The organism is Mycolicibacter heraklionensis (genome assembly GCF_001021505.1).
Classification (GTDB): Bacteria; Actinomycetota; Actinomycetes; order Mycobacteriales; family Mycobacteriaceae; genus Mycobacterium; species Mycobacterium heraklionense.
Genome location: NZ_LDPO01000021.1, coordinates 21568 through 47631, shown reverse-complemented (window position 1 = coordinate 47631; position 26064 = coordinate 21568). Strand labels below are relative to the sequence as shown.

The 26064-nt window shown below is 63.6% G+C and carries 24 protein-coding genes and 2 pseudogenes; 15 read left to right on the top strand and 11 right to left on the bottom strand.

Annotated elements, in window-relative coordinates; translation table 11 throughout:
• Window positions 1-76: 76 nt before the first annotated feature.
• Complete coding sequence (locus ABW16_RS19535; protein ID WP_047320846.1) at window positions 77-622, top strand: TetR/AcrR family transcriptional regulator; 546 nt, start codon at window positions 77-79, stop codon at window positions 620-622.
• Here ABW16_RS19535 and ABW16_RS19530 read toward each other — a convergent pair.
• Window positions 608-1441 (bottom strand): alpha/beta fold hydrolase, encoded by an 834-nt coding sequence (locus ABW16_RS19530; protein WP_047320882.1) that lies wholly within the window; start codon window positions 1439-1441, stop codon window positions 608-610. The two genes, ABW16_RS19535 and ABW16_RS19530, sit on opposite strands and share 15 nt — an antisense overlap.
• A 129-nt stretch (window positions 1442-1570) precedes the next feature.
• On the opposite strand from ABW16_RS19530, the gene ABW16_RS19525 reads away from it, so the two are divergent.
• The 3 genes from ABW16_RS19525 to ABW16_RS19515 are packed head-to-tail and all read left to right on the top strand — an operon-like array spanning window position 1571 to window position 5795.
• Window positions 1571-3355: a flavin-containing monooxygenase gene (locus ABW16_RS19525; protein WP_047320845.1), complete on the top strand. Its 1785-nt coding sequence runs from the start codon at window positions 1571-1573 to the stop codon at window positions 3353-3355.
• A complete protein-coding gene (locus ABW16_RS19520) occupies window positions 3352-4914 on the top strand; it encodes an SDR family NAD(P)-dependent oxidoreductase (protein ID WP_047320844.1) in 1563 nt (520 codons plus the stop codon). The genes ABW16_RS19525 and ABW16_RS19520 overlap by 4 nt, the downstream gene beginning before the upstream one ends.
• Window positions 4911-5795 (top strand): amidohydrolase family protein, encoded by an 885-nt coding sequence (locus ABW16_RS19515; protein ID WP_047320843.1) that lies wholly within the window; start codon window positions 4911-4913, stop codon window positions 5793-5795. The genes ABW16_RS19520 and ABW16_RS19515 overlap by 4 nt, the downstream gene beginning before the upstream one ends.
• Before the next feature lie 25 nt (window positions 5796-5820).
• Here the strand turns inward: ABW16_RS19515 and ABW16_RS19510 are convergent, their stop codons facing one another.
• A complete protein-coding gene (locus ABW16_RS19510; protein ID WP_131721533.1) occupies window positions 5821-6486 on the bottom strand; it encodes a chymotrypsin family serine protease in 666 nt (221 codons plus the stop codon).
• A gap of 136 nt (window positions 6487-6622) precedes the next feature.
• Between ABW16_RS19510 and ABW16_RS19505 the strand changes: the two genes are divergently transcribed.
• A complete protein-coding gene (locus tag ABW16_RS19505; RefSeq protein ID WP_047320881.1) occupies window positions 6623-7189 on the top strand; it encodes a metallophosphoesterase family protein in 567 nt (188 codons plus the stop codon).
• 13 nt (window positions 7190-7202) lie between these two features.
• Here ABW16_RS19505 and ABW16_RS26240 read toward each other — a convergent pair whose 3' ends face one another.
• Window positions 7203-7745: a GIY-YIG nuclease family protein gene (locus ABW16_RS26240; RefSeq protein ID WP_131721532.1), complete on the bottom strand. Its 543-nt coding sequence runs from the start codon at window positions 7743-7745 to the stop codon at window positions 7203-7205.
• An 87-nt stretch (window positions 7746-7832) separates the two neighbouring features.
• Window positions 7833-8294, bottom strand: coding sequence for a hypothetical protein (locus tag ABW16_RS19495; RefSeq protein WP_082134219.1), 462 nt, complete (start codon window positions 8292-8294; stop codon window positions 7833-7835).
• 325 nt (window positions 8295-8619) lie between these two features.
• Between ABW16_RS19495 and ABW16_RS19490 the strand changes: the two genes are divergently transcribed.
• Window positions 8620-9027, top strand: coding sequence for a type II toxin-antitoxin system RelE/ParE family toxin (locus ABW16_RS19490; protein WP_047320839.1), 408 nt, complete (start codon window positions 8620-8622; stop codon window positions 9025-9027).
• Window positions 9024-9332 (top strand): helix-turn-helix domain-containing protein, encoded by a 309-nt coding sequence (locus tag ABW16_RS19485; RefSeq protein ID WP_047320838.1) that lies wholly within the window; start codon window positions 9024-9026, stop codon window positions 9330-9332. Before ABW16_RS19490 ends, ABW16_RS19485 begins: the two co-directional genes overlap by 4 nt.
• Before the next feature lie 56 nt (window positions 9333-9388).
• Here the strand turns inward: ABW16_RS19485 and ABW16_RS19480 are convergent, their stop codons facing one another.
• Window positions 9389-10792, bottom strand: a complete 1404-nt coding sequence (locus ABW16_RS19480) for a DUF6880 family protein (RefSeq protein WP_167344299.1) — start codon at window positions 10790-10792, stop codon at window positions 9389-9391.
• A gap of 395 nt (window positions 10793-11187) precedes the next feature.
• Between ABW16_RS19480 and ABW16_RS27520 the strand changes: the two genes are divergently transcribed.
• Window positions 11188-11886, top strand: a complete 699-nt coding sequence (locus ABW16_RS27520) for a plasmid pRiA4b ORF-3 family protein (RefSeq protein WP_052957010.1) — start codon at window positions 11188-11190, stop codon at window positions 11884-11886.
• 26 nt (window positions 11887-11912) lie between these two features.
• Window positions 11913-12383, top strand: a complete 471-nt coding sequence (locus tag ABW16_RS27515) for a hypothetical protein (RefSeq protein ID WP_047320836.1) — start codon at window positions 11913-11915, stop codon at window positions 12381-12383.
• A gap of 159 nt (window positions 12384-12542) precedes the next feature.
• On the opposite strand, the gene ABW16_RS19465 is transcribed toward ABW16_RS27515, so the two are convergent.
• Window positions 12543-12788: a hypothetical protein gene (locus tag ABW16_RS19465; RefSeq protein ID WP_047320879.1), complete on the bottom strand. Its 246-nt coding sequence runs from the start codon at window positions 12786-12788 to the stop codon at window positions 12543-12545.
• 1103 nt (window positions 12789-13891) lie between these two features.
• Between ABW16_RS19465 and ABW16_RS26235 the strand changes: the two genes are divergently transcribed.
• From ABW16_RS26235 to ABW16_RS19455, 3 genes and pseudogenes are all read left to right on the top strand, one after another.
• Window positions 13892-14740, top strand: a complete 849-nt coding sequence (locus ABW16_RS26235) for a hypothetical protein (protein ID WP_131721531.1) — start codon at window positions 13892-13894, stop codon at window positions 14738-14740.
• Window positions 14741-14875: 135 nt separating this feature from the next.
• A pseudogene (locus tag ABW16_RS28045) lies at window positions 14876-15044 on the top strand (tyrosine-type recombinase/integrase); the annotation flags it as partial.
• 100 nt (window positions 15045-15144) lie between these two features.
• On the top strand, window positions 15145-16350 hold the full coding sequence (locus ABW16_RS19455) for an AlbA family DNA-binding domain-containing protein (protein ID WP_047320834.1): 1206 nt from the start codon (window positions 15145-15147) through the stop codon (window positions 16348-16350).
• A 43-nt stretch (window positions 16351-16393) separates the two neighbouring features.
• On the opposite strand, the gene ABW16_RS19450 is transcribed toward ABW16_RS19455, so the two are convergent.
• Entirely contained in the window at window positions 16394-16936 is a 543-nt protein-coding gene (locus ABW16_RS19450; protein ID WP_131721530.1) for a hypothetical protein, read from the bottom strand.
• A gap of 224 nt (window positions 16937-17160) precedes the next feature.
• Window positions 17161-19344: a hypothetical protein gene (locus tag ABW16_RS27510; protein ID WP_233424819.1), complete on the bottom strand. Its 2184-nt coding sequence runs from the start codon at window positions 19342-19344 to the stop codon at window positions 17161-17163.
• A gap of 66 nt (window positions 19345-19410) precedes the next feature.
• On the opposite strand from ABW16_RS27510, the gene ABW16_RS19440 reads away from it, so the two are divergent.
• Window positions 19411-20763, top strand: coding sequence for a hypothetical protein (locus tag ABW16_RS19440; protein WP_233424818.1), 1353 nt, complete (start codon window positions 19411-19413; stop codon window positions 20761-20763).
• 65 nt (window positions 20764-20828) lie between these two features.
• Here the strand turns inward: ABW16_RS19440 and ABW16_RS19435 are convergent, their stop codons facing one another.
• A complete protein-coding gene (locus tag ABW16_RS19435; RefSeq protein ID WP_131721529.1) occupies window positions 20829-21179 on the bottom strand; it encodes a hypothetical protein in 351 nt (116 codons plus the stop codon).
• A gap of 492 nt (window positions 21180-21671) precedes the next feature.
• Between ABW16_RS19435 and ABW16_RS19430 the strand changes: the two genes are divergently transcribed.
• Window positions 21672-22265 (top strand): hypothetical protein, encoded by a 594-nt coding sequence (locus tag ABW16_RS19430; protein ID WP_047320830.1) that lies wholly within the window; start codon window positions 21672-21674, stop codon window positions 22263-22265.
• A 17-nt stretch (window positions 22266-22282) separates the two neighbouring features.
• Here ABW16_RS19430 and ABW16_RS19425 read toward each other — a convergent pair.
• Window positions 22283-23442 (bottom strand): annotated as a pseudogene (locus ABW16_RS19425) (IS3 family transposase).
• Here ABW16_RS19425 and ABW16_RS19415 point away from each other — a divergent pair.
• Entirely contained in the window at window positions 23387-24583 is a 1197-nt protein-coding gene (locus tag ABW16_RS19415; protein WP_233424817.1) for a site-specific integrase, read from the top strand. The pseudogene ABW16_RS19425 and the gene ABW16_RS19415 sit on opposite strands and share 56 nt — an antisense overlap.
• On the opposite strand, the gene ABW16_RS24925 is transcribed toward ABW16_RS19415, so the two are convergent.
• Complete coding sequence (locus ABW16_RS24925; protein WP_233424816.1) at window positions 24576-26036, bottom strand: ApeA N-terminal domain 1-containing protein; 1461 nt, start codon at window positions 26034-26036, stop codon at window positions 24576-24578. The two genes, ABW16_RS19415 and ABW16_RS24925, sit on opposite strands and share 8 nt — an antisense overlap.
• Window positions 26037-26064: the final 28 nt, after the last annotated feature.

Here is a 26064-nt window from a genome sequence, read left to right as displayed (position 1 = left end):
ATTTGCCAGCAGGTGCGTACTGGCAGTGTGACATTTCAATGGCTATGTGTAAACCACTCGAGGAGGTGGTGGCGGAGTGCCCGCTGAGAGCGAGCAGTCCATCCGCAAACGGATCCTGGACGCCACCTTCGAGGTGGTGGCCCGCTGCGGCCGCCGCAAGCTGCAGATCCTGGACGTGGCCGCCACTGCAGGCGTGTCCCGGCCCACGGTTTATCGCTACTTCGGGTCGAAGGAGGGCCTGCTGGACGCCTTCGCGCTCTACGAACAGGACAACTTTGCAGTTGGAATGGCTGCTGCCACAGCAGGTTTACGTGGCATCGACCGAGTCAATGCCACACTGGAGTTCATCGTCGACTATCAGTTCTCGCACTCGCTGGCCATGCTGGTCGAACTGGAGCCCGAATATTCGATCGCGCAGATGGTGCGGGTACTGCCGATCATGGAGGAGGGTATGCGCCGGGTGCTCTCCGACGAGAATGCCGATATCGCCGCGGCCGCCGTCGTGCGCATTGCCGTGTGCCATTACCTGGTCGGCGGCGGCGACCGCACCAGCTTCCTGGCCGAATTGCGCCATGCCGCCGGCCTCGAACCGCGCCGCCGGCGCAACTCAGTCGGCCGCTAGCCAGGCCAGGATCTCGGCGGCGATCTCGGCTGGACGCTCCAGGTGCAGGAAGTGCCCCGCCCCCTCGACCATCCGGAACGCTGATCCCGCGGCGGGTAGATGCGACGTGACGTCACCGAGCAGGTCGGCCCCGATCGCGCCGTCGCGGCGGCCGTGCAGGCACAGCGTGGGTATCGGGGGCACGGTCAGTGTCGCTGCGGCCTCGGACACGGCGCCGGGGTCGATGAACGCCGCATTGAAGGATGCCCGGTACGGACTGAGCACGCCCGCGATGGTCTCGGGTCCGATGTAGCGGCGCAGCATCTCCAGGTCCTCTCCGGCGTCGTAGCCGGGCGACCAGTCCGACCACAAGGACTCCCAGAAACCCGGTTCCAGCAGCACTGATTCCGCGAGCCCGGCCTGCTGGATGAACCAAATGTAGAAGGATCGCTTGAGCTGGGCGTAGGAGAAGATGCCAGCGCCCAGTGCGGCCGTCGGCGGCACGGCCAGTGCCACAAAGCGGCGAAACGCTGCGGGGGCCGATGACACTGCGCCGTATCCCGCATTGGCGCCCCAGTCATGCCCGATGAGCACGGTCCGCTGGTCACCGCGGTGCACCGACCGTTCGGCGAGGATGTGCTGCACATAGGTTCCCACGCTGACCGGACCCGCAGCGGGGCTGCGGTATCCGGGCAGCCAGGGTGCCGCCACCCGGTAGCCGGCGGCGGCGAGCACCGGGCCGAGGTGCCGCCATGTGTGCGGGGTATCCGGAAATCCGTGTACCAGGAGCGCCAACGGTCTGGTTACGTCGTCGTTGTCACCGAAGATCACCCGTGGCATCACAACTCCTCGCACTCCTGTTTACATACACACCTGCTTGTGTCAATCAATGCTAGGCATGCCAGCAAGACTTGGTTTACATTAATGACGAACTTTGTAACCCAGTGCGGATGCCGCCGAAAGGGAGTCATGTCGTTCGACCTCGAAGCCGTACACGCCAAATACCGCGCGGAACGTGACAAGCGCCTGGTGCCCGGACGGGCCGCTATCCGTGACATGACCCACGATCGGCGACTCGCCGGTTTCCTGACCGACCCCTTCACCGCCTGGCGCGAGCGCGAACCGGTCGAGGACGATCCCGATGTCGTGATCCTGGGCGGCGGGATCGCCGGGCTGCTGGCGGGAGCTCAGCTACGCAAGGCCGGCGTCGAGCGCATCCGGATCATCGACCGGGCCGGCGGAGTCGGCGGCACCTGGTACTGGAACCGCTACCCGGGCGTGATGTGTGACGTGGAGTCCTATCAGTACCTGCCCCTGCTCGAGGAACTCGATTACATCCCGACCCAGCGCTACGCCTACGGCGAAGAGATCCGGCTGCACCTGCAGGCCGTCGCCGACCGGTTCGACCTGGTGCGCGATGCGCTCTTCCACACCGGGATCCAGCGTGCGGTGTGGCATGAGGACTCCGGCAGATGGGCGATACACACCGACCGGGGCGACCTGCTTTCCGCCCGCCACTACGTGGTGGCCGCCGGCATATTGAACCTCCTGAAGCTGCCGGTGGTTCCGGGGATGGACGACTTCGCCGGAAAGGCCTTCCACACGGCACGCTGGGATTACGGATACACCGGCGGCGCCCCCGGCGCCCCCCTCACCGGACTCGCCGACAAGGCTGTCGCGCTGGTCGGCACCGGCGCCAGCGGACTGCAGGTCCTCCCGCCGCTGGCCGAGGCCGCGCGGCAGGTATTCGTGTTCCAGCGCACCCCGTCGGCGATCGGAGCGCGGGACAACCGGCCGACCGAACCCGATTTCCGGCACGGTCTGGCGCCCGGTTGGCAGAAGCGGCGGATGGACAATTTTCAGTCGATCATGCTGGGCCGGCCGGTGGATACCGATATGACCGACGATGGATGGACGAAATACTATGCCGCGGTGCAGAATCCACCTCGGATCCCGGGCGCCGGCATCGCCGAGTTCCTGCTCAACGCCGAAAGACTCGATTTCGACATCATGGAGGAGCATCGGCGCCGAATCGATGAACTGGTCACCGATCCCGAGGTCGCCGAGCAGCTCAAGCCCTACTACCGCTACCTGTGTAAGCGCCCGTGCTTCCACGACGAGTACTTCGACGCCTTCAACCGGCCCAACGTGACTCTTATCAGCTGCCCTGCCGGTATCGAGCGGATCACTGAGCGCGGTCCGGTGGTCGACGGCCGCGAGTTCGACGTCGACTGCATCGTCTATGGCACCGGTTTCGAGGCGGAGGTGACACCCCTGCCGCGCCGCGTCGGCCACGACATCATCGGCCGCAACGGCATCACCCTGGCCGAGAAGTGGGCCGACGGCGCCGCCAGCCTGTTCGGAATGATGAGTCAGGGCTTCCCCAATATGTTCGTCATGCCGGCGCCGGGCCAGCAATCGGTGGTGACCGTGAACTACACCCAACTCGCGGTGCTCGGAGCTGAATTCGTCGCCGGAACGGTGGCTCTGCTGACCAAGCGCGACGCGACCGTCTTCGATGTACGGGCCGACGCCGAAGCCGACTGGATCAAGCAGATAGTCGACACGTTCGTCGATCCGAGCGGCGTGATGTCCGCCTGTACGCCGTCCCGGCTCAACAACGAGGGTGACCCCGGCGCTACCCGCGCGCGTGATACCAACTACGGCAAGGGTTTCGGCGACTACTTCGCCTATCGGGACCTGCTGGAGAACTGGCTCGCCGCCGGCGACCTGGCCGGCCTGGACCTGGCGTGACCGACCGGCAACGGGTGGTCGCCGTCACCGGCGGTGGTGGCGGGATCGGCGCCGCGATCGCACAGGCGCTGGGGCGGGCCGGTGATCTCGTGGTGACCCTCGATCCGCTGGTCTCGCTGGACGGATCCCAGACCCTGCCGGCACCGGAACAGACGACCGCCGACCGGATCATTGCGGCCGGAGGCACTGCCCGCGCTTCGGGAGTCTCGGTCACCGATGCGGCGGCGCTGCAGAAGTTGTTCACCGACCTGGCCGATGAGTTCGGCGGTCTCGATGCGGTGGTCAACGTCGCCGGCATCAGCCGCCCCACCAGCTACACCACCGGAAGCTCCCGCGACTGGCAGGATGTGCTCGCGGTCCACCTCGACGGGTACCGCAATGTGCTCTGTGCGGCAATGCCTTTGATGGCCGCCGCCGGCCGGGGACACATCCTGGGTGTCACGTCCGGGTCCGGCTGGCGCTCCGCGGATACCGGGGCCTACGGTTGCGCCAAACGCGCGGTCGCGGCGCTCACCTGGCAGCTCGGGCGGCACGCGCCCGACGGTGTCACCGTCAATGCCATCTCCCCCATCGCCGCGACCCGGATGGTGGCCGCTGCACTGGCAAAGACCTCGACATCGGTCACCGGCGGGTTGTCACTGGCCGCCATGCCGTCCCCGGAGGACCTCGGCGCGCTCGCCGCGCATCTGGTCGCCGACGACTTCGCCACCTGCCAGGGTCGCGTGCTGTTCGCTGCGGGGTCGGAGATCGCGGTGATCGACGAGCCAAGACTGATCGAGGTGGTCCGGGACGCCGACCTGCCCCACCTTCTCGATGCCGCGACCTCGATTGCGCTGGTACCGGCCGAGACTCACCAGATCACCGGTGGCGGCGGCAACGCCCGATTCGGGTCGATCCTCGCTGAGCCCGCGCCCGCCGAACTACCACGCCCCGCCACGCACACTTGTGCCGTGGCCGCGGACTCGCCGGCGGTGGCCTCGGCCGTTGCCGGGGCCCTGAGGCGCCGGGGTGTCTCGGTGACGACGGTCGACGAGCCTGCGGGGCTGGCCGGCATCCCCGCCCTCGACGCCGTCGTCATCGCCTCATCGAGCACGCCGTCCACAGCGGCGGCGCCGAGGTGGCAGCGCATCCTGGATGAGCACGGTGACATCGTGGCGCAGATCCACCGGGACGCCCGATGGAGCCGGGCGGTAGCCGACCTCGCGATCGCCACCAACCGCCCGATACGGCTGGTGGGCCTGCACGACGCCACCACCACCGGTGGACACAGCCGAGCCCAGGCAGCCGCCCAGCTGGCGCGGGCCGGCCGCCAGGCCACCGACGGGCTGGTCCTGCCGTTCACCATCAGCGCCGAATCCGATGCCATCCCTGCGGATTTGATCGCTCATCTGTTGTGCAGTCAGCTCACCGGTGATCTGGCCGGCGCCGAACTGGTCACCGGGGAGGGATGGTTCGGCCTGCGCAACCACCCCCGGCCGGTCGGCAGCATCAGTTTCGGCGGGCCCGACGTCCCGCCGTGGTTCGACACGGCCCTTCAGGAAGTGGTGCAACCCCGATGACCGCCGAGACGCCGCGACCCGCGCGCATTGTCGACGCGCATGTCCACCTGTGGGATCCGGCTCGCACCGATTGGTATCCCTATCTGACGCCGTCGGCCGAGCAGGCAGACCTCGACATGGGCGACGTCAGCGCCATGGCCCGTCGTTTCGACATGTCCGACTATGCCGCCGAGGCCGGCGACTGGAATGTCGAGAAGGTCGTCAATGTGGCCGCGGCGACGGACTGGTTCTCGGTCGACGAGACGCTGGAACTCGACCGACGCGCCGACGAGGGCGGCGGGCCGGACGCCATCATCGGCGGCCTGCCGTCAACCGAATCGGTGTCCGAGTCCATCGAGGCGTTGGACACCCAACTTGCGGCGTCACGCTTTCGCGGCGTCCGCCGAATGGGCGCGGACCGGGACTCGCTGCCGGCCGATGAGGTGCTCGATGCGCTGGCCGAGCGGGGCCTGATCTTCGAGTTCATGGCCCGTCCGGATCAGTTGACGGCCGCGGCACGGGGATTACGCAACCATGGCGATCTGCTCGTGGTCGTCGAGCACACCGGCTGGCCGTGTGACGATTCCGAAGCGGAGTACCGGCGGTGGCAGCAGGGGCTGCGGGCGATGGCCGATGTCGGTCCCAATGTCATGTGCAAGCTCTCCGGACTGGCCATGCCGCTCGGGACGATGAACGCCGGGGCGTTCACACCATGGCTGGAGTACGCAATCGCTACTTTCGGCGTGGACCGGTGTTGCTTTGCCAGCAATTTCCCCGTAGACGGCCTGCGCGGGACACTGCAGCAGCTCTGGCAGACGTACTCGACCGTCACCGCCGGGCTGCCGGCCGAGGCACGGGACAAGCTGTTCGCCGGCAATGCCGAACGGATCTACCGGTGCTGACGTGTCCGGCCGCCGTACCGCTGCGTCAGCTGCCGATGGGGATGAATCCGCTGCCCGGCCCGTCGCCGGCGTTGACATCGTCGAGAATCGCACTGAATTTCGTCAAGTACGTGAGCGCCCTCGGAAGCGAATACCTGCTGCCCAGTGTCACTCCGCCCGCGTAGACCATGCCGACCAGCAGGCCGTCCATGGTTACCGGAGCGCCCACGTCACCGTGGTCAAATTGCGCCAACAGGTTCACCCGTGGCCCGAAGGGGGTAGTGATGCGACCACAGAGACCAGGGTCGGCAGGTCCCCACTTGCATACGAGCGAATCGAACTGCGGTTCTGGGCCTAAACCGTTGATCGCAATACCGGCGTAGTCAGACACCGGGATCAGGTCGGGCACGTCGAACTTGATCACCGCGTAGCGAAGGTCGCCGTTGACGGCGACGACGGTGCCGACGGTGGCGTCTGTTCCCGCGACCGTGACGGCTGCCCCTGGTCCTCCGCACTGCGCTCCGGTGAAGCCCACCACGTCACCGGCCCGGTCTCGTCCGATCGTGGTCAGCGTGCAGTAGCTGTTGCCGTCAACGACGATGGCGGCTCCACCGCCCAAGATCACCATTGCAGCCGCGGGTGGAGCAGCGGGTAGCCCCACGCCCAGGAGCAGCGCGAGGGTAAGAGTGAGCCGCCAACGAGTGAACTGCAAGGCGCCTCTCCCTTTGATTCCGCTGATGCCGCGACCTGAGGCTGGGGCCAGCATGGCACACCGAGTCCGAAGCTGGAGATACCCGCGGCGCAATCCTTCCCGATGGGTGTCAGTAGTCGGTGACATCATCAGCGCCGTGGACTTCTTCGTTGCCGATCTGCACCTTGCGCACCCCAAACTGGCGGCCATGCGCGGGTTTGACACGGTCGCAGCGCATGACTCGGCGGTGATGGCTTCGCTGTACCGGCTCGACCCCGACACCGACACACTGTGGGTGCTGGGTGATATCTGCGCCGGCGGCGTTGGGAGCATGCACCTCGCCCTTGAGCAACTGGCGACGCTGCGAGTACCGCTCCACCTTGTGACGGGGAACCACGATCCGATCCACCCGATGTACCGCGGCGGACAGAAGCGTTTTGCCGACTACGCGCTGGTGTTCGCGAGCGTGCAACAGATGGCGCGGACCAAGATCGGCGGGACCAGCGTGCTGCTTTCGCATTTCCCATACCACGGCGTGCCGGACCGCTACTCGCGCAAGCAGTTTGACCAGTATCAGTTGCCTGACCTGGGCGGATGGCTCATCCATGGGCACACCCACTCGGATCAGCGGCGCAGCGGGGAACGCAGCATCTGTGTAGGCCTGGAGGCGTGGGATCTGCGGCCGGCGTCGGCTGACGAGTTGGCCGAGGAAATGTCGAAGTAGCCGCTCTCGCGCGTCACTGTCGCCGACTGGCCCGTGCCGCATCAGCGCAGCGCTTGCGCGCCGCCCTGATCGTCGGCGCGTCCGGGTTCGGCCAGTGCGTGAGATTCAATGGCGGCCCGGCTAATACGGCGAGTTCGCGCTCAAGCGATTTGGGATCAGCCTCTTCGAACACGGCCACATCAAGGTGATCGTGCATCCAGGCGCTGAGTGCTTCCTCGCCGCTCTTGTCGAAGCGATAGTTGCGATAGTTGGTGTCGCTGGTGCCGGCGCTTCTCGGTTGGGGTTGCAGATCGAGTTCGTCGATCAGCAGCGCGCCCAGCGATCGACGCAGTGTGGAGAAGCCGCTGCCGCCCACACGGAAATGCGTGTCGAACTCCCGCTGAGCAAGGTTCTGCGACAGCCCGATGTAAAGACAGTCCCCGGATCCGCAGTGCAGTCCCGGCACAGCACCCTTACGGAGGAAAAACGCATAAACTCCGGGCGCTGCCGGTGCATCGAGGAACGCCAGGCGAGAGCGACGATCCGACAGCCGCCCCAGCACCTGTGCTGCGTCCATGCTCGAAACCTAGCTGAGCTGCATCCTGCCCGCGTCCCAGCCACTACCGGGAAGCAACTCGGGCGCGGTCCTCTACTGAGCCGGCACCTATTCCCCGGCGGGTGCGCCCGCCAGTGCGTCCAGTACCCGATCGATGAACCGGTCGGCATGGCCACGAAGGCTGTCGTTGGTGTGTTGGGTTGTGTCGACCTCGATCGGATCCCCCGATGCGAAACGCACCCGCATTGCACGCCGGTACGTCCGCTCCCCGAAACCGTCCGCCGAACCATAGGCATTGACGTCGACCCCAGCGACCTGGCTGAGCGGCCGGATCACCGCAGCCAGATTCTGCTCCTCCGCAGCGTCGGCGATGTAGTCCAACTGTCCGATCACGTGCCGGTCGATCCACACCAGACGGCACCCGTGGTCTGGCAGCTTCTCGCGGGCGAAGCCTTCAGCCGGCCACCGCCTAACCAGCTCGCCGATCTGCTCCACCACAATCCTGGGCGGCCGCGACCAATCCGGGAATACGTCCCTGGCTATCTGCCGGAGTCGTTCTTCGTTCGTCATGGACGTCAAAGTAACCCCAACGGACGACCGTCGCCCGCCGACGCGGTCGCCGGCGGCCTACCCTTTGACCTCTGTCAGGCTGACTGTCGGGCTGACAGGATTTGAACGTGCGACCACTTGACCATCAGGACGTAGCGGTAGCGCCTTTTCCCAGTCCGCCGACAATTCTCGCCCTCACCGCGCGGTGCATGACGTTCACGGACGTACAGGTCGTTCGGCATCGCGCATGACGTGTGGTCCCTGGGTGGTCCCAGCATGGCCATACGTCCACAGCCTGCGGGAATCATCTCTAGATGATATCAGTTAAAGCTGATAGACTCTCGGTGTGCGGAAATGGGAGGTTGATCTGACCCTCATCGAAGCATGGATCGACACCCTCGACGACGAGGAATACGACAGCGTGATTGCGGCTCTGGAGCAATTGGAGGAACACGGACCCGTCACGCGCCGGCCGTTTGTGGACACCCTCGAAGGGTCGGAGCACCCGAACATGAAGGAGCTTCGGCCTCGCGCTACGAAAGGCGGAGCCCACATACGAGTGCTCTTCGCCTTCGACCTCCAGTCTCGGGCGGTCATGCTCGTCGCCGGGGACAAGGCAGGGAATTGGACGAAGTGGTATGCGACAAACATTCCTGTCGCCGACCGCCTATTCAGCGAGCACCAAGAGAAGATGAAGCAGGCTGACGCAGCCAAAGCCGCCAAGCCGAAGACAAGAAAGGCGAAGAAACGATGACCACGCTCGATGATCTTCGACGTCGCCGTCCGGGCAACCGCGCCCGCATCGACGCAATCAAGGACGAGATGGATCGCGAGGTTGCTCAGTATCGACTTCGTGAGCTGCGCGAAGACGCTGGTTATACCCAAACCTCCCTCGCGGCAGCCATCGGCGTCGGACAGAATCGCGTTTCCCAGATGGAGCACGGCAATCTGGGCACCAGCCGGGTCGATACCCTCCGCAAGTACGTCGAGGCCACCGGCGGCGAGCTGGAGGTCGCGGTGAAGCGCCCAGACGGGTCTCGCGTCGTACTGAGCCTTTAGCATTCGCCGGGGCCCCTGCCGCGGCGCCTGTGCCATGCCCTACAGGCGATCACAGCTCAGAGTCCCTTTGCTTGGAGCGCCTTCATCAACGAAGGTCGCCTGCCGTAGTCTTGCCGGATCTTGGCGATGTACGACGCGAAATCTGCACTGCGACCGCCTCTTTCATACAGTTTGGCCATCGTTGCCAGCGTCGCGGCAATGCCCGGATACAGCCTGGTGTTGGGACGCTGCAAGTCGTTCTCGAGCTGCGGTCGGTACAGATCTGCAGCGGCCACCGGCCGAGCCTCCGCGCCTTGGGTAGCGAGTTCCTGCCGTGCCCAACCGGGACCGTAGCGGTCGGCGGCCTTCCACGCGGCGTCCACGTCTCCGTCACTCAGGGCGAGCTGAACCAGGACCGACCCTGAGCCGGATCCATCAGCGAGTTCTCGCGCATGGTCGAACGCCCAGGTGCGTTCGGCATCGGCGCGATCGATCGTGGCAGCAAAGGCCAGCAACGACCGATAGGCGTGAACCGTAGGCCGTCCGACGAAATCCGTACGCAGAACGGCGATCGCGTCGTCGATGCGGCCGAGGCCCCCGTACGTCTCGGCGACGGCGGTCGGGCTGAGCCAATAGTCATTACCTCCGGTTTGACCGCTGACCCGCCCTTCGGCAACCGCTCGATCGATCCAATCCGCGACTTCGTCGTCGCGGCCGGCTTCCCGCAAGCGGGTGATGATCGCCCCGTATTGCGGGTGTTCGCGTTCGTTCAGCAGGTCGATGGCCCGATCGACATCGCCGTCGTGATCGGCCAGTTCCAGCAACATGGCGTCGATCTCAAACCGGCTCCAATGGTCGCGACCTGCATGCTGGCGGTCCAGGTCCGCGACCGCCGCGCGATAGATCCCGAGGGCATCGTCGTCGAATACCTCCACGAAATCGCCGAGCACCAACGTCGGCCATCCCGGCGATGTCGCACGGAACGCCGCCAGCCACTGTGCGAGTTCAGCCGGGTCCGGTTCACCCAGTCGACTTGCCTGCGCGTAGAGCTCAGCGGCCCGCTCGCATTCAGCGCCGATCGCGCCCGACGAATCGTCCGCCTGCTCGGTGATCGTGCGCAGCAGCGTCAACGCGCACAGCAGGGCCGGCCGCACGACTTCGGCAGCCCCGTCATTCAGATGGTTCTCGAGCTCGTCGAGTACTCGACTGGCGTCTTGTGCGACGGTGTAGGACTCGCGATAGTCGACGAATCCGCGGAATTCCAGCGCGGTGCGTACAAAAGCCTCGAACTCGGCTTTCGCGGTCGTATCGTCACCGGAGGATGCCGTGGCGCGAACCTCCAGCATGCGGCGGACTTCGCCGTCGCGGTGGGCAAGGCTCATGACGAGTTCGCGAAGCTCGTCGATCTGCATCGCTTGCACGGTCGCTTCCAGAGCCGATGCCGCCGGCGTGGCGTCGTCGAGCGTGCCACTGTCGATCACAGCGAGTCCGACCGCCACCAGGTGCTTGCAGAAGTTCCCGTCGGCGGCGTGCGGGCACGTACAGAAACCGTCAGGTTGCGGACCGGACCAATCGAGCTCCACGGTGTAGACCCCTTGGCTTGGACCGAGGCAGAGGCCTTCTCGGCGGTGACCCGGATGCCGCGGACGTAGCGAACGTAATCCTCGCCTCGGCCGTAGACACGATCACCGGCAACACTGAGCAGCGCAGTCTCCGACAATGGCATACCAACACCCTAAGGTGGCCGCGCCCGCATCTGCGACTGGTGCCGGAACCGGCCCAGCGGCCCGATCTTCGTCACCCGCGACGCAGGGATGTCGCCGTCTACCGGGTCCGGGTGCACCTCGATGGGAGCGATCCAACGATCTGGCGACGGGTGGAGCTGCGCTCGAACTTGACGCTGGACCTACTGCACCAGGTTCTGCAGGTGGCGTTCGATTGGACGGACTCGCACCTGTATCGCTTCTCCCTCGGCGGCGGTGCGTTCGAACGTCACAGCCAGCTGTTCCTGTGTCCGTACGACATGGACAACAAGGAGTGGCCCGAAGACGACGACGGCCTTCCCTGTGCGGAGACTCGACTCGACGAAGCTCTCGCTGCGCCCGGCGATGTCCTGCACTATCTCTACGACTACGGCGACAACTGGGAGCTGACGCTGTGTCTTGAAGAAGTCATTACCGCCCGGACAGACTGCCCCGCAGCAGTTGTCGTCGACGGTGAGCGCGCCGCGCCGCCAGAAGACTGCGGGCATCTGGTCGATGCCGACAGCCTCGCCGAGGTGCTCACCGACCCGGCGCTGTTCGAGCCGGAACGGCTCAACAAAGGATTTGGTGACGCGTACTTCGTGCTGTACGAGGCAAGCATCGACATGCGCCTGGTCGATCTCGTTCATCGGCTGACATACACGCGGTATGGCGATGACCTGACGAGGGCGGCGCTCTCGGCGGCCGGTGCGCGATCGCTGCACCAGGTCGCAGTCGCCGACAATCTGCGGGGTATCAGTGGTTTCTGGATCGCGCCAAAGACGGCGGTATTCCGTTGCCGACCGCCGGGTATCTCAAGCCGGCCGACGTAGAGGAGGCCTCCAAAGTCGTTCCGGTAATGAGTGATTGGATCGGCAAGCACAACCGCGAGGTCCAATGCTATCCACTGCTGCGGTACCGCGAGGGCATGCAGTCGTTGGGATTGCTGCGTAAGCACAAGGGCACGTTGTTGCTGACCAAGGCCGGCATAGCAGCCCAGCGTGACACCGACAGATTGTGGAATCATCTGGCCGGCCGGTTGATTCCCAAGTCCGCCGAGAAATTCGAGACACAGGCCACCGTACTTCTGCTGGCCTATGCGGCGGTCTCAGCGGACTCCATACTGCCGTTCGACGAAATCGCGGCGTTGCTGGCGGAACTCGGTTGGCGCTACTCCGACGGTCGATCCATCACAGAATCGTCTCTGCAACACCTACTCGTCTACGACGTCCTGATCAACGTGACCGACCAGCCCGTCACCCGGGCGCGACGGAATATCGTGAGTCCTGCCGCAGCAGCATTGGCAGCCAAGGCGCTCGGTGGGAACTGACAGCTTCAGGCCACACCGCGGACAGCCGAATATTGCTTCGTAAAGCGCGGCAAGCGGTCCCCAGACCTAGGTCGCCGCGTGCTGACAATCACCCGCGGCGGTGCTCAAGGCACAGCTGTCGGTGGTCACTGACAATGGGGACACCGCGGCGGCATCCAGCTAATCAACTACCTTGGCGAAACGCTGCTGGGCTGCCTGCCGGGTGGTGCCCAACGCAACCGCGATGACAGTCCACGAATCCCCCGCCACACGGGATGCGCGAACGGCTTCCACCAGTTCAGCGTCAGCTTGGTGTACGGCTTCTACCGCTGCGACGATGCGACGGAACGCGGTCGCATCGCGTGCCGGGTTAGTTTTCGGGTTCAGAGTGTGAAGCCCGGTGTCTTTGTCATGGATAACGGTCATGGTGTTCACCTCAATTCAGATAGACGTAGTGTTCCGGGTACAAGTCGTCGGCGTGAATGATTCGGTCAGGGTCTTCGGCGGGGACTGCTACCAGCCCTAGCATCGACCCGTCTCGCGCAGGACCGATGACTAGCAGACGTTCCTCACCGTCGTACTCATATTCCACCAGTCGGAGTGCGTTGCGGAAGGCGTGCTCGATGTCCTCCTTGGACTTCCCGTGTTTGTAAGCGCTGCGCCGCACTTCCACACTGTCAAGTGTCCTTGCGTTCCGCCGCCCCGTCAAGGCTCCTTGCGGTGTCCTCTGTTTGATCCGTGGTGGTCACCAGTGGTGGTCAAAACGCCGAAAGGGCGCCCCGGACGGCTCCGAAACACCCTCTGACCTGTGTCGGGCTGACAGGATTTGAACCTGCGACCACTTGACCCCCAGGAAGTAGCGGTAGAGCGTTTCCGCAAGTCACGAAGCGTTCCGACGGCTTCGGCCCTGTGCGTGACGTTCACGGACGTGCAGGTCGTTCAGCATCGCGCATGACGTGTGGTCCCAACGTGGTCCCTGGGAAACGAGCAGGTGATGCGCATCGCAACAGGAGCGGCTTGGGGGCCGACGAACAGCGTGGCGAGAGAAAGTACCGGCCCGTTGGACGCGGTGTTAACCGCGCCTGTAGAGACACCGGTGTCAGACTGGAACAATCCAGGCCAGGACGGCCGCAATAATTCGGTGTATGACTATTGGGCTTTGCGCCGGTATCCCGCTTCAAGACCCCGCTGATACTTGCCGTCATGGCGCCGTGTTCCTGCTCCGAGACAAGCCGAACGCCGACGCTACGGTCACGCTCGGGGGTTGGACGACGACGGTCGCAGCGTCAACGAGGGCCGTTGTCACGTATGGCAGATCGTCAGCAGCAAACTTCAACGACACGCACCCGGATGCACTTCGCGCCGCCAACAACGCCTTGGACTATATGTGCATCCGTGGTTGGTGCGATGCGGCGGTCCGCCTTGACTCTGACGACTGCCTAGTGTGGTGGCCGGAACCGGCCGTCGGCGCCGTCCTTCGTGCCAGAGTCATCCTCACGACGAGAACCCAGATCAACGCATCTGTAAGTGTGACTGACGCATCGGGAAAAGCTGTCCTTGAACCGCCCCCTCCTACGCCGGCGCAACATGACGCCTTCCGGTTCATCCGGATGTCGCGCACCTCCGAGTATCTGTTTGACTCTTACCGCAACATGTTTCTGGCTTTGGAGCGCCTGCTTAGCGACATTCGGCCACTGAATGTGGGTCCAAACGGCCGTCCAGTCGAGAGCGAGAAGGCATGGTTCACAGCAGCACTACAACAAGCCGATGCACTGGTTCCGGTAACGAAATTGGCTCCCCCTGGCGAATCAGCGCCCATCGATTGGGTTTACGCCAACATGTATGCCGATGAGCGCTCTGCGTTGAGTCACGCGAAGCCGGGCCGATATCTGCTCCCGCAGGACGACGCCGGTCGCGCAGAACTGCGCACTTCACTACAACGTCTTTGGGCTTACGTTCGCGAATTGGTTGGCGCGGTCCTCGGCGTCAACTACAACATGAGCGGCTTCTATCACTCTGGCTGGGAGCTTCTGACCAAGCCCACATTTGACAACATGGCACTCTTCGTAACCAGCAAAAACCCGTCATCGATTCGGCCGGACGACGATGCCACAGACCTCATCGAGGTTCCGTCCGATCCTCCATGCAAAGAAGGGCCGATGTTAATAACACGTTCCGGCACTTTGGATGTCGCCAATCTGCGCACCTCGGATGGGATCTGGATTGCGGGAGCGGTTGCGCCAGCTCCGGGTGATGCACTATCGATCGCTTCCGAGTTGCCAGGCCCCCTTCTACTCGGGACCTCACTAGCCCGTTTTGAGATGGTGGTGGGGGTCCGCAATTTGAATATGGCTGATGTACCAAATTTCTCGGCGTAACCATCACCCCAGTTGATACACGCAACCCCGAGACTCGCCCTAGCCGCGGTAATCGTGGGCGCCGATGCCGACGGCCACCTGTTTTCCGGTGACGATGACGGTCACCTGTCGCCGCGATAATCCTGCAATCTGATAGCCGGTGCACTGCCCGACCAAGGGACCGCCCACACCTTGCCGCCACCGATTTGCAACCAAGGCGTACCACGGATCCCGCAATCTGCGCGCGATGCAAACGCTGCTCGGACATCCCAGTGTTACGAGCACGGAGCGGTACACCGCGGTCGACGACGACGAGACTCGCGCCGAAGTGTGGATGGCAACCTTCATCGTCGATTGTGGGCGGGCGGCGGCGACACCCTCATTCCTATGCGCGATGCCGCGAGTAGGTGCAATCATGGCGCTCGATGAGCGTCCCCACCCAACCGAGCTGGCCTCCCCTCACCGAGGAGGCACTAGCCCAAGCCGCAGCCAACGGCACGCTGGAAGAGAATCACTATCTCGACATAAAACGTGAGCTCCAAGGAGGCAATCCAGGAAACCGCGAGATCGCAAAGGACATCGCAGCGTTCTCCGAGGACGGCGGAACCATCGTCATTGGCGTAGACGAGGCAACGAAACCGCCGAGCCTAACGCCGGTACCACTCGCCAACCTCGCGGAGCGCATCGAGCAAGTCGGTCGCACGCGAGTAGACGAAGCGGTCACAGTAACGACGACGCAGATCCCATCCGACGCGAACCCGGACGAGGGCTACCTGCTGGTCCACGTTCCGGTGTCGCCGCGTCCGCCCCACATGGCGGACAACAAGTACTACGCTCGCGGCGACAAGATCAACATTCCGCTATCGAATGCGGAAGTGCTTCGGAAGCATGAGAGTCTGATCGCGCAGAACGTAGATCTTGCGGCTGAAGCGCTTGGTCTGATCGACGAGGTCCACCAGCGCCGCGGCTTCGCCCCCGTAATGGCTGTACTCGCGAGGCCGCTAGGCGCTAGGGACGATCTGCTGATCGAATTGGCGGTATCGGATTCGGCACGCGCAGACGTCGTCAGTTTGTGTCAGGCGTCGGCGGTGCATCAGTCGGCCGAACCGAGCCTCCGTCAGCCGTTTGGAGTGTGGCAACGACCAGGTGGCATCGCGGCCACGAGCTGGTCGGACAACAGCCGCTTCGAAGGTGCTGAGCGGCAAGCCGAGGTCAAATTCCATGAGTCCGGTGCGATTACGCTCCTGTCCGGCGGGGTTGTGAGGATGTACGGCGGCGTATGGAGTGAAGAACCCCGGCCGCGTGTCATGGAATCGGTCATCCTCGGCCACACCGATCTCGTCGTACGCCTGGCCGCCCAGGTTGCGCTGTATGGGTTCAGCGGCTCATGGCGATTCGGTGTTGCCGTCGTGGGCATCGAGGGCGCCAACTCCTTCGCGCTGAGCGCAACGTCTAGCTACGACGACCAGTTGCCGATCTACACGGACCGCGACTACTCGCGAGCGAAGACAGCGTCGCTGGCAGAGATTCAACAGTCGCCGCACGCCATTGTGCGCGACCTCGTCGGTCAGCTGCTCCGCAGCCTGTCGAGTACGAGTGCGAACCAATTCCCTTGGCTGTACACGCCTTGAGGCCGGGGGTAGGCCCGTCAGGTTGAGCGCATGGCGCACGGTCCTAGGTCACCACGTCGCGGATCACGTACAGAGCGTCCGACACCCGCGTCAAGCGACTGACGAAGTCATCGAGGAATGCATCGGTGACCTCGAAGTACTTGCCCTTTTCCTCAAACCGGCGGAGCAAGATCTGTGCACCGGCCACCCCGGTTATTGGGTAGGCGTGCACGAAGTCACTCCGTTCGCTGTTGAGACGCTCGAACTCTGTCGCGGCTGTACTCGCTGCCTGCTGGATGGGCGCTCCCTTCCACTTCTTGGCCGCCGATCGGAATTGATCGAGGATGGCGCCGGCCGGCCTCTCTGAGATTGCCTGCCGGTCTGCGGGCGGATCCAGGTAAGAGACGATCTCCAACATGAAGCCGCTCACCGAGGCAAATCCATACAGCGCAACACCGAGTCGAAACAAGTACCCGTCGTCGACGGGAAGTGACACCCGGGTGAGCTCGCGGATCACCTGAAACTGTGGATTGGACACCTTAGACACCCCTTTCACCATCCCTTCGGCCGGCGCGCGGCCTCGCGGTATCCGCCATTGCTGGCCCAACTCGCTCCGTAACCAGCGCCCCAACGCCGCTCGCTCAGCAGACAGCGCCCCAGCGACGCCAACTGGGCTTTGAAAGGGAGATCGTTCAATCTATGCACGTAGCTCAAGAATGCAGGCGCATCACAGTTCGCGGAAAGAGTTCGTAAGCACCTCCTGGCATGCCGGCCGCCAACCTGACCCGATTCAGATTGACCCACCCACCTGCCGCAACCACACTCTTGAACTCATACCGACGGAGGCGTCGGGATTCCGAACAGATACTCCAGGTCCCCGCTCTGCTTCAGGTTGTCGGATCGTTGACGGTACTCGTCTCGGCGAGCCTTAGTGTGGGCGTTCACTGTGTCGTTATCCACGATTGCTCGGACCACGTTGTTCAACGCCATCCTCGCGATCCGCTGGGCGAATAATGCGATCGTTTCGCAGGCTGCCGCTGACAGGGTACCGCCGTGAATGGCGGCGTTGCGCTGCCTCCGCAAGCGATCCACCCGCGCGTCGACACGAGACTGTTCCTGCTGGAACGCCGCGGCCAGCGCCCCCGCAGAGCCTAGTGTGTCGTCAAGTTCGGCGAGCCGGCGCGCCAGCCAGTGATCCGTGTAGATCCTTCGGAGCGCGGCCGTGTGGGCGACCGTCCTGCTGCGGATGATCCGGTTGCTCCAGTCGTCGGTAGTGATGTCTCTTCGAATGGCGTCGAGGTCGGGCTGAGCCGGAGCGCCCGGTGTGTGGTCTGGGAGGTACCTCACTGCAGCGTCGAACACATCAGTGACCGCGCGATGTGCAAACGCGTCGACCGTGTAGACATCCAGCAGATACTCCTTTATGAAGGCGACCCAATCCAGCGTTCCGTGGGTAGCCCAGGTATTGCAGTGCTCGATAGCGCGGACAGCTGCTCGTACGACAGCCTGGGCATCCGAGAGTGGGGTGTCCTCCAGCTCGGTTTGCAGCCGAAGAACAGGAGCAAGAGCCTCGGCGATCTCGGCGGAGATCACGTGGCCCCCGTCGCTCATCTCCTTCAGAGTCTCCGTGAAGTCATCGTTCTCGTAGTAGAGCTGGCCGTAGTCACGAGTTTCTTTCGGCCCCCACTCAATGGAGGTGTAGTGGAAGGGTTCCCGCTCCCCGAAGAGCAGGCTGCCCCGCAGAACCTTCCACGCATTCTCTGGTGTTCCGTTCACCTGGAGGATGGCGTCGAGGAGTGTTCGGGCGCGCTCCGCTACGAGATGTCGTTTCACACCGTGTACTTCGACGCGGGCGTACACCAGTGCCGGGTCCTGCCACTCGAATCCGCGGATCTCGGAAGGCCCGTCATCACCTGTAGCTCCTTGGAACTGCCGAATCTCCTCGATGAGCAGCTCCTCGGGAACCACATCGAACATCTCACGCACGACATCGTGGTCAGTCAGCGCGGTTGAGAGCGAGTGGGCTCGATAGAAAGTGACATCACCGTGGCTGACCGACACCCCACCCTTCACGTAGGCACGCGCTATCCGAAACCAGACCACGTAGTCCCCGTCGAGCGACGGCGCCGCCACACTGCGAGCGGCGAGATCTTCAAGCTCGCTCGGGGTGAGGTCCGAGTCCCGACCGACCTCTAACTCAACGGGACCCTCGACGTCTCCCAGGATGAACTGTGCGCGGCGCACCTGGAAGTCGGAACCGAGAAGTACCTGTACTGCCGTTCGGAGTGAGCCGAACGGTCCTAGATCCTGGTCCCTGTGCGCGCAGAGAGCCACCACGGTGTCGCGCAGAAACTTCACGCGCTCGGTCGGATAGAGGGAATGGTCCGAGTCTTGGCACGCGGCCACGAGGTCGCGCCACGCCGCGGAGATCGTGTCATCGCTCTCCAGGAGCGTTCCCAGCGCCTGCGCCTTCGCCAGCACGAGGGGCCGTTTCGAATCGTCGAGGTCGAAGGTTCCGTTCTGCTTCAGTTTGAGGAGGTCGGTGGTGATTGCCCTCGACAAGTCCCCGGCCGCAGGTTCAACCTGGGCACGAAGCTGAGGCCCCAACCACGCGCGAGTATCGTCGAGATCGCGAGCCCGCGACTTCCAGTCGTACCTCTGTTGGCGGGTGTGTGGCGGCGGATCGGCAGCGGCCTCGGTGATCTCGTCGGTGACCGCCGGTAGCGACATGTAGCCAGCGCCGCAGATGATCGACTCATTGCTATTCACGTACTCACGCAACTCTTCGAGCCAGCGTTCGCGTTGCTGAAAGATGTCGCGTCCCAACAGATCCTCCCGCGCGTCTTGTTCGGAAGGCGTCCAGCCGAATGAATTCGTCTGTGTCTCCTGCCGCGTCTCCGGCAGCGTAGGCACGGTTGGCGGCCGCTCCCCGGCAACGCGCCGACATATGCGCATCCGTTTACCAACGTCCTTGACCCGGTCCAGTCCTGCGAATTCCCTACCCGCCAGCCTCACTGCCGAATTGTCTCAGCGCGGCAATAAGCTGGGTGTGTGCACCCGCGGCCCAGTCGTCCCGCCACGTTGGATGACATCGACCGCACACGAGCGATGCGCACTCCCGACGAGCTACTGGGTCTGGTCGAGGCGATCCACAACTCCCCGGTCGGCACTCAGGAAACCAACTGGTTGGAATGGAAGAACGGCCTCGATATCAGTACAACTGCGGGAAAGTTCGCCATCGCCAAGGCGATCCTCGGGTTCATGAACCGGTCTGTGGAGCAGGCACATCTAGTTTGCGAGGGCGTTGCTTACGTGGTCATCGGCGTCGAGCCCGGAGCCGCGGACGGTGTCGCCAGCGAAGACCACGCGAAGCTGGACCAGAGACTCAAGACCTATGTCGACGGCCCTCGTTGGACACCCTTCTACGTCTTGTTCTCGCGGGTGGAAGTGCTGGTGATCGTTGTGGAACCACCACGGGCCGGTGACCAGTTCCACACCCTGCAAAAAGAGTTCGACAAGTACCGGGCCGGCACCATCTTCCACCGCGGCGCCGCACAGTCCGCGCCAGCTGGTCCAAAGGAAATTCAAATGCTCGAAAACCGCCTTCTGGCTGGGGTTCGGCAGCCAGAGCTGGACCTCACACTGACGGGCGTCGCTGAACCACTCATCCGGCTCAGCATTGAACGGGAGCAATTCGAGGACTGGCTACGGCGTCATGCGGCTTATGTGCGGGCCACCAGCGGCCGCCCACCAGAACCGCCACCGCGGACACCAACCGGAAGCCCGGTCGACGACGTCCGGATCTCCGAGTTGGCAATGCAGATGTTCGGCCGGTACGCAGACCCCCGCGACGCTGAGGAGTTCGAACAGCGGCTTAACACTTACATGTCTGCTGTCACGCGACGGCTGCTCGACAACGTTTTGCGAAACATCGTCTTGGACGACGACGCCAATACGGTGCGCTTCCGGGTAGGCAACGAGACCGATGACCCCGTGACCGGGGTGCAACTGACGGTCCACATCCCGAAAGGCGGCCTAATCGTGCGCACAGCCGCGCCGAGCGTCGACGAACTCCCGCCGCCGAAGTGGCCGGAACCTCTGGTGAATCAGCTGCGGATCGGCACTCTGACCCGGGTGCCTCAGTCCGTGCCGCCCTACTCTCACCCCATCACCCGCCCCCGTTCCGGGTCGGTCGTAAAGACCTCGGATTCGTTCGAAGTCACCTGGGACCTCGGCGACATCCGTCCCCACGATTGGTCTCGCACTGTCATGGTCACCGTCATCCCTTTCCCGAACGCACCGGAGCGTCTCAACGTAGAACTCGTCGCGCGCGCAATGGACCGCCGAGGAATCTGCACCGCGACGACGCTGCTGACTATCGGATCAGGCACCTGGGCCATCGACGACTTCTACGACGCGGCGCCGCGGCACTAGCTGGTCCTCGGATCTGCGACGCAGAGCCATGATGCTCTCTAGCCGAGCCTCAGGTGAGTCGTCGTTCACGGCTCTGCGGGCACGAAGTTCTCGTTGCAGCCCACTGACACATCCGGGTCGGTGTCGTCGGCCCCGAAGTAATCCCGAACTGGTCGGACACGGCAGTGAAAGTTGCCCCTGGCCAAGTACGAGTTGTGGAAATAGATGCCCAGCCCAGCAGCTTGGTCCCTGGTGTCGAAGTTGCCGACGCGGACCATCTTGGTGCCGTCCATAACGACCTCAAGCGCGTAGCGCAACGGTTTGACCCCGCTGCGTTGCAGGGGCAAAAATTCGATCCCGCCCACGCCGCCTCGTGGCACGAGAACCGATTCGGGTGTTCCCGCCCAGTCGCACAGCAGGCAGGCGAAACTCTCCATGGACCGAACGGTACGCTGCACCACCGACAGCCCGACTTTGACGTCGGAGCGCGTGCATGCCCTCATATCCCGACTGGCGCGAACCATTGCGAATCCTCAGCCAAGGCATCCAACCAGCAACCGCCCGACAGCTCGTGTTCGCGGCCAAGATCGGTGTCAACGTAGCGGCTGACGAATCCCGTAATGTCACCGCGGTACTGAGTGAGGAACCCGGCGCACCTGCGTGGCTCGCACGAGTGCAATGTGATGTCGCCAATCTCGTTGTTTTTAAACGGGTTTTGGCAGACTAGGCTTGTCGCTGATGAACGGGGTACCGATTGGCGGCCACTTCTGGCTTGAGGAGTTCCCGGAGCCGCAGATCCGCGGTCAGTTCACTGCGGAGCTCGGGAAAAGGTGGAAGTGATGCTGGAGAGTGGGCTGCCCACGGGACTTGTCGCCCGTGACGCCCCAGCGCCCCTGCCAGCACCCAAATCTGGCGATCTAGCTGGCATCATGAGGGTGGCCGCAGCAGGGTCGGTCGCGAGGTCCCGCCCATTCAATGTCTGTGGGCAGCTTGATACCGGCGAGCCGGTCAGCATTTTCGGTGCGAGGGACATCGCCGTATCGGGCGCGCCACAGTACGTCGCGCCCTTCGCAGTCCTCGGCGCTAACGTGACCCTCGATCAGCCCTACAGTGTCGTTCGGTTCCGTCTTGATCACCCGCACCGGTTGAGGCATCTGGCTGGCAACGAATCAAGCGTGGTCGAAGACGATGGATCCACGCTCAGCGTCGAGGAATCAGAAGAAGGCAACTGGTTGGTGTATACGCCCTCGACTCCGGCGACGTTGACGCTACTCGAGATGCGGGTGATATCTAGCAGTTTGGCGTTGGCGCAGATCGCCCTGTTCCCAGACCCAGACCCAGAACGCGACCTCCGCACGCGCGAGACGCAGCTGCGCATCGATTCCACCAGCCCTTGGCTGACCGTGCGCGGGCCCCAATTCTGTGCTCCTTCCTCTGGCAACCTTTATATAGATACCTTGTTGCCGGACACGGAGCTCACAGTCGCGCGGTTCGCCAAATGGGACTGCCCCGAGTTCAGTTGACTCGGTGGGTGTGAATTTCAGGCCGCGGTTGCGACTGGGGTGTGGAGCAGTTCGAACTCTATCGGGGTGAGCTTGCCGAGGGCGCGTTGCCGGCGGCGGCGGTGGTAGGTGCGCTCGATCCAGGTCACGATCGCCAGGCGTAGTTCGGCTCGGGTGGTTCAGCGTTGCCGGTCGAGCACGTTGCGTTGTAGGAGAGCGAAGAATGACTCCATGGCGGCGTTGTCCCCGCAGGCGCCGACGCGGCCCATCGATCCGTGTAATCCGTGGTGCGACAGTGCCTGGACGAATTTTCGCGACCGAAATTGGCTGCCCCTGTCGGAATGGACGATCGTCGCGACCGGTGAGCGCAGGGCCACAGCATGATCCAAGGCGGCTACCGCCAGCGAGGATTTCATCCGCGAGTCGATCGAGTAGCCGACGATCCGGTTGGAGTAGACGTCTTTGATGGCGCAGAGGTAGAGCTTGCCTTCATCGGTGCGGTGTTCGGTGATGTCGGTCAGCCACACCTGGTTGGCGGCCTGGGTACTGAACTGGCGGTTCACGAGGTCGTCGTGGACCGGAGGTCCGGAGCGACGGTGGAGTCCTCGTTTCTTGGCGAAGATCGACCAGATGCGTTCTTGGGAGCACAGTCGTGCCACGCGATTCTCCCCGGCGATGATCCCGCGTCTGGGCAGTTCGTCGGCGATGAACCGGTATCCGAAAGCGGGATCATCGGCATGGATGTCGCGGGCGGCGTTGATCAGGTGTGCATCGTCCCAATCACGCTGGGTTAGTGGTGCTTTGCGCCATTTGTAGAACGCTTGGGTGGAGAACCCAAGAACCCGGCAGGTCACCGTGAAGGGGACCCCATCGGCGGCAAGGTCAAGGACCAGCGGGTACATCATTTTGGGTTGGCGTCCCGGGAAAGGTAGCCCACCGCGCGGCGCATCACCTCGGCTTCCTGCTCCAGGAGCTTGATCCGCTTATGCGCCTCGCGCAGCTGCGCCGACAGATCACCATCGGCGGCAGCAGACCCGGGCCGGTCGACACCCTCGTCACGGTCGGCGATCTTGAGCCAGCGATGCAGGCAGGCCTCGGAGATCCCGAAGTCCTTCGCGATCTGGCGCAACGGGGCCTCGCCCTTGCGGGCCACAGCGATCACGTCAGCACGGAACTCGGCAGGAAACGGCTTCGGCACGAGATTGATCCTTCCAGCAAGGACGAATCCTCACAGGTCAGGAATCAACCAAACCGGGGGCAGTCCCGAAGCCTGGATCTCCCAGATGCGCCAGTCCGCCGGGCGCGGCATCGATCCGAACACCGCGACGACCACGCTCTCTGAGTACGGCGCAGCCAACATGACCCTGGCGTTGCGCGGGCTGCAAAACAAGACCACCGACCCCTACCTTGCGGGCTGGCGCAAGCGGATCGTGCCATCGCTGGGCCACCTACCGGTAACGATGATCACCAATGGCGCCGTTGACCGGGCCGTCCACGCGTGGATCGCAGATGACTGCAGCCGGCCAACCGTGAAAAACAGTCTGTCAGTGCTGGTGCGGGTGATGGAGCAGGCGCTCCGCGACGGGATCATCGACAGGAAACCCGCACGGATCAGCGGCTGGCAGCGCGAATACAAACTCGCGGAGGATGAACTCGACGACCCGCGGTCTCTGGCGCTGCCGGACTGGCCCGCGCTCATGGCTCTCGCAGATGCGTTGGTGGCGAACTCGGCGGACCAATATCAGGGTTGGGGCGACGTTGTGATCTTCGAGGCCTGCACCGCGGCGCGAATCGGCGAAGTCTCCGGGTGCCTGGTCGGTGACATCGACACCGAGAACTGGATCTGGACTGTGTGTCGACAGACAACGCCGTCCCCCGGCGCGCTCAAGGATGGCACCACGACTGTGTCGGGCGGCGGCCTGGTCGATAAGAACACCAAGGGGCGGCGAGCACGCCAGGTGCCGTTGATTATGTCGATTCGCAAACTCGTCCAGCGTCGGATCGACCTTGTCGGCGGGGACCCGGACGCCCGATTGTTCACTGGTCCCCGAGGCGGGCGAATCACCACCGCCACCCTTCGGGATGCGACCTCATGGGATGAAGTCGTGACCAAACTCGGCTACGAACACCTCAAGCGCCACGGCCTGCGGCACACCGGGCTGACCTGGATGGCCGACGCGGGTGTCCCCCTGCACAGTCTCCGCAAGATCGCTGGCCACGGCAGCATCACGACTACCCAGCGCTACCTGCACCCCGACCGACAGTCCGTCGCCGATGCGGGTGAGCTGCTGACACGGCATCTTTCGTCCAAAGGCGGGCGGAACCTGCGGGTCATTTAGCTGTTTGATTGATGAAAACCCTTGGCCAGTGCCGTGTCCACTGAGCTTTGTCCTCGCCAAAGCGCTCCGATTGCGCGGTGGCCTCCGCGAGGGTCGCGGCAGGCACACCGGCCTCCAGAAGTAATCGCAGCGCGAGCATCCACTGCAATGATCTGTTCAGGGTGCTCATCCTAAGAATTTGATCGGTTTCAAGTCGTCCCGACTCCATGCCATGCGCTAACGCGATGCGCTGTTCAACAACCGCATTCTTCCATCGCCCGAGTCGACCGACGCATTCAGGAACCGCTGCGGAGACCGGTTCGGCCAGCGCTCTGACACGTTGGGGATAACTATATTCGTGCCAGTACTGCCGCAATGCCGACGCGAATGTTTCTGCAACTGGACCCGGAATGCCCGATACTGCAAGGGATTCCAGTGACTCATCGATCGATTCCACGCTAAATCGACGTGCGTGCGGGAACAAGGTTCGGTGCAGCGCTTCGACGGCTGTCGCCAGGGACAGTGCTTGTGCTTCAACAGTAGGGAATTCGTTCCGCATCACAGCAGCCAAAATTTGAGGTACGGGTGTGGTGCGATAGTGCACGTCAAGCCACCGCGCGAGAAAATCAAGTCCGACCTGTGGCTGGACGAATAACAGTTCGCCTACAGTTGCGGGTCCGTCAGGATCAATCTGATAGCCGTGCACCGAACACCATTCGCCAGCCCACACGTCGAGGGACCGAACGACGCACGATGCGCCCGAAAGAATGGTCATGAGGTCGGCGAGCGGTTGGAGGGCACGAGTCACGACCTCCGGCATGGTCCAACCGTTCACGAGCTCGATTTCGAGCTGGCTGCTGGTCTTGACCGCAAAGCCTCGAATTCCGGGCGGACTGAGCGACGCCGCAGGCCCAAGCGTGATGTACCCGGCGCCGTCCACGAGTTCTGTGTCGAGAGATTTATCGGCGAGATCCAAGTGCCAGTCCTGCCTCAACCGATTATTGAGATAGATAGTCTGCGTGACGGTAGGCTGCCACGCCCACTCAGCCAGGTTGGTGACGTCTGGGCGCACACCGAAGAGTCTGCTTTCGGGATCGGCGAGGTGGCCACCAACCAGACACCAGGTCGCTTTCATCTCGTGGACGGTAGGCATTGAGTCCGTATCGAACGGGCTCGGCAACCCAACCGCGTGACGGTGTGATGTGTAGGCGTCCCACAGTGTCACGAGGCGCGGGCGCACGGGGATCTCACCGAGCACGACCATGTCGGGCGGATCCTCTGTTGATTTGACCGCCCATCTACCGCTTGAGAGGGGCTCAAACGTGTGGAAGGGAGTCAAACCCGGACTCACCTCAAGGCGCACCCTGGGGCCATCGACCTCGATCGTCCCTGTGACCTTGCGGCTTTCAGCCCCGGGCAACCAGAACTGCCCAAGCGTGCTGCCTTCTTTGCTCGGGAAGTCATTATTGGACATGAGTCACCATTTGGGGTTGCCGTTCGGA

Excerpts from the sequence above, each read along its gene's own strand:
- ABW16_RS26240 (WP_131721532.1), bottom strand. The coding sequence starts at position 7,745 with ATGGACGCAGCACAGGTGCTGGGGCGGCTGTCGGATCGTCGCTCTCGC.
- ABW16_RS19435 (WP_131721529.1), bottom strand. The coding sequence starts at position 21,179 with ATGGAGAGTTTCGCCTGCCTGCTGTGCGACTGGGCGGGAACACCCGAA.
- ABW16_RS19515 (WP_047320843.1), top strand. The coding sequence starts at position 4,911 with ATGACCGCCGAGACGCCGCGACCCGCGCGCATTGTCGACGCGCATGTC.
- ABW16_RS19485 (WP_047320838.1), top strand. The coding sequence starts at position 9,024 with ATGACCACGCTCGATGATCTTCGACGTCGCCGTCCGGGCAACCGCGCC.
- ABW16_RS19430 (WP_047320830.1), top strand. The coding sequence starts at position 21,672 with ATGAGGGTGGCCGCAGCAGGGTCGGTCGCGAGGTCCCGCCCATTCAAT.
- ABW16_RS27515 (WP_047320836.1), top strand. The coding sequence starts at position 11,913 with ATGAGTGATTGGATCGGCAAGCACAACCGCGAGGTCCAATGCTATCCA.
- ABW16_RS19530 (WP_047320882.1), bottom strand. The coding sequence starts at position 1,441 with ATGCCACGGGTGATCTTCGGTGACAACGACGACGTAACCAGACCGTTG.
- ABW16_RS19495 (WP_082134219.1), bottom strand. The coding sequence starts at position 8,294 with ATGACGAACGAAGAACGACTCCGGCAGATAGCCAGGGACGTATTCCCG.
- ABW16_RS19525 (WP_047320845.1), top strand. The coding sequence starts at position 1,571 with ATGTCGTTCGACCTCGAAGCCGTACACGCCAAATACCGCGCGGAACGT.
- ABW16_RS19465 (WP_047320879.1), bottom strand. The coding sequence starts at position 12,788 with ATGACCGTTATCCATGACAAAGACACCGGGCTTCACACTCTGAACCCG.
- ABW16_RS24925 (WP_233424816.1), bottom strand. The coding sequence starts at position 26,036 with ATGTCCAATAATGACTTCCCGAGCAAAGAAGGCAGCACGCTTGGGCAG.
- ABW16_RS19455 (WP_047320834.1), top strand. The coding sequence starts at position 15,145 with ATGAGCGTCCCCACCCAACCGAGCTGGCCTCCCCTCACCGAGGAGGCA.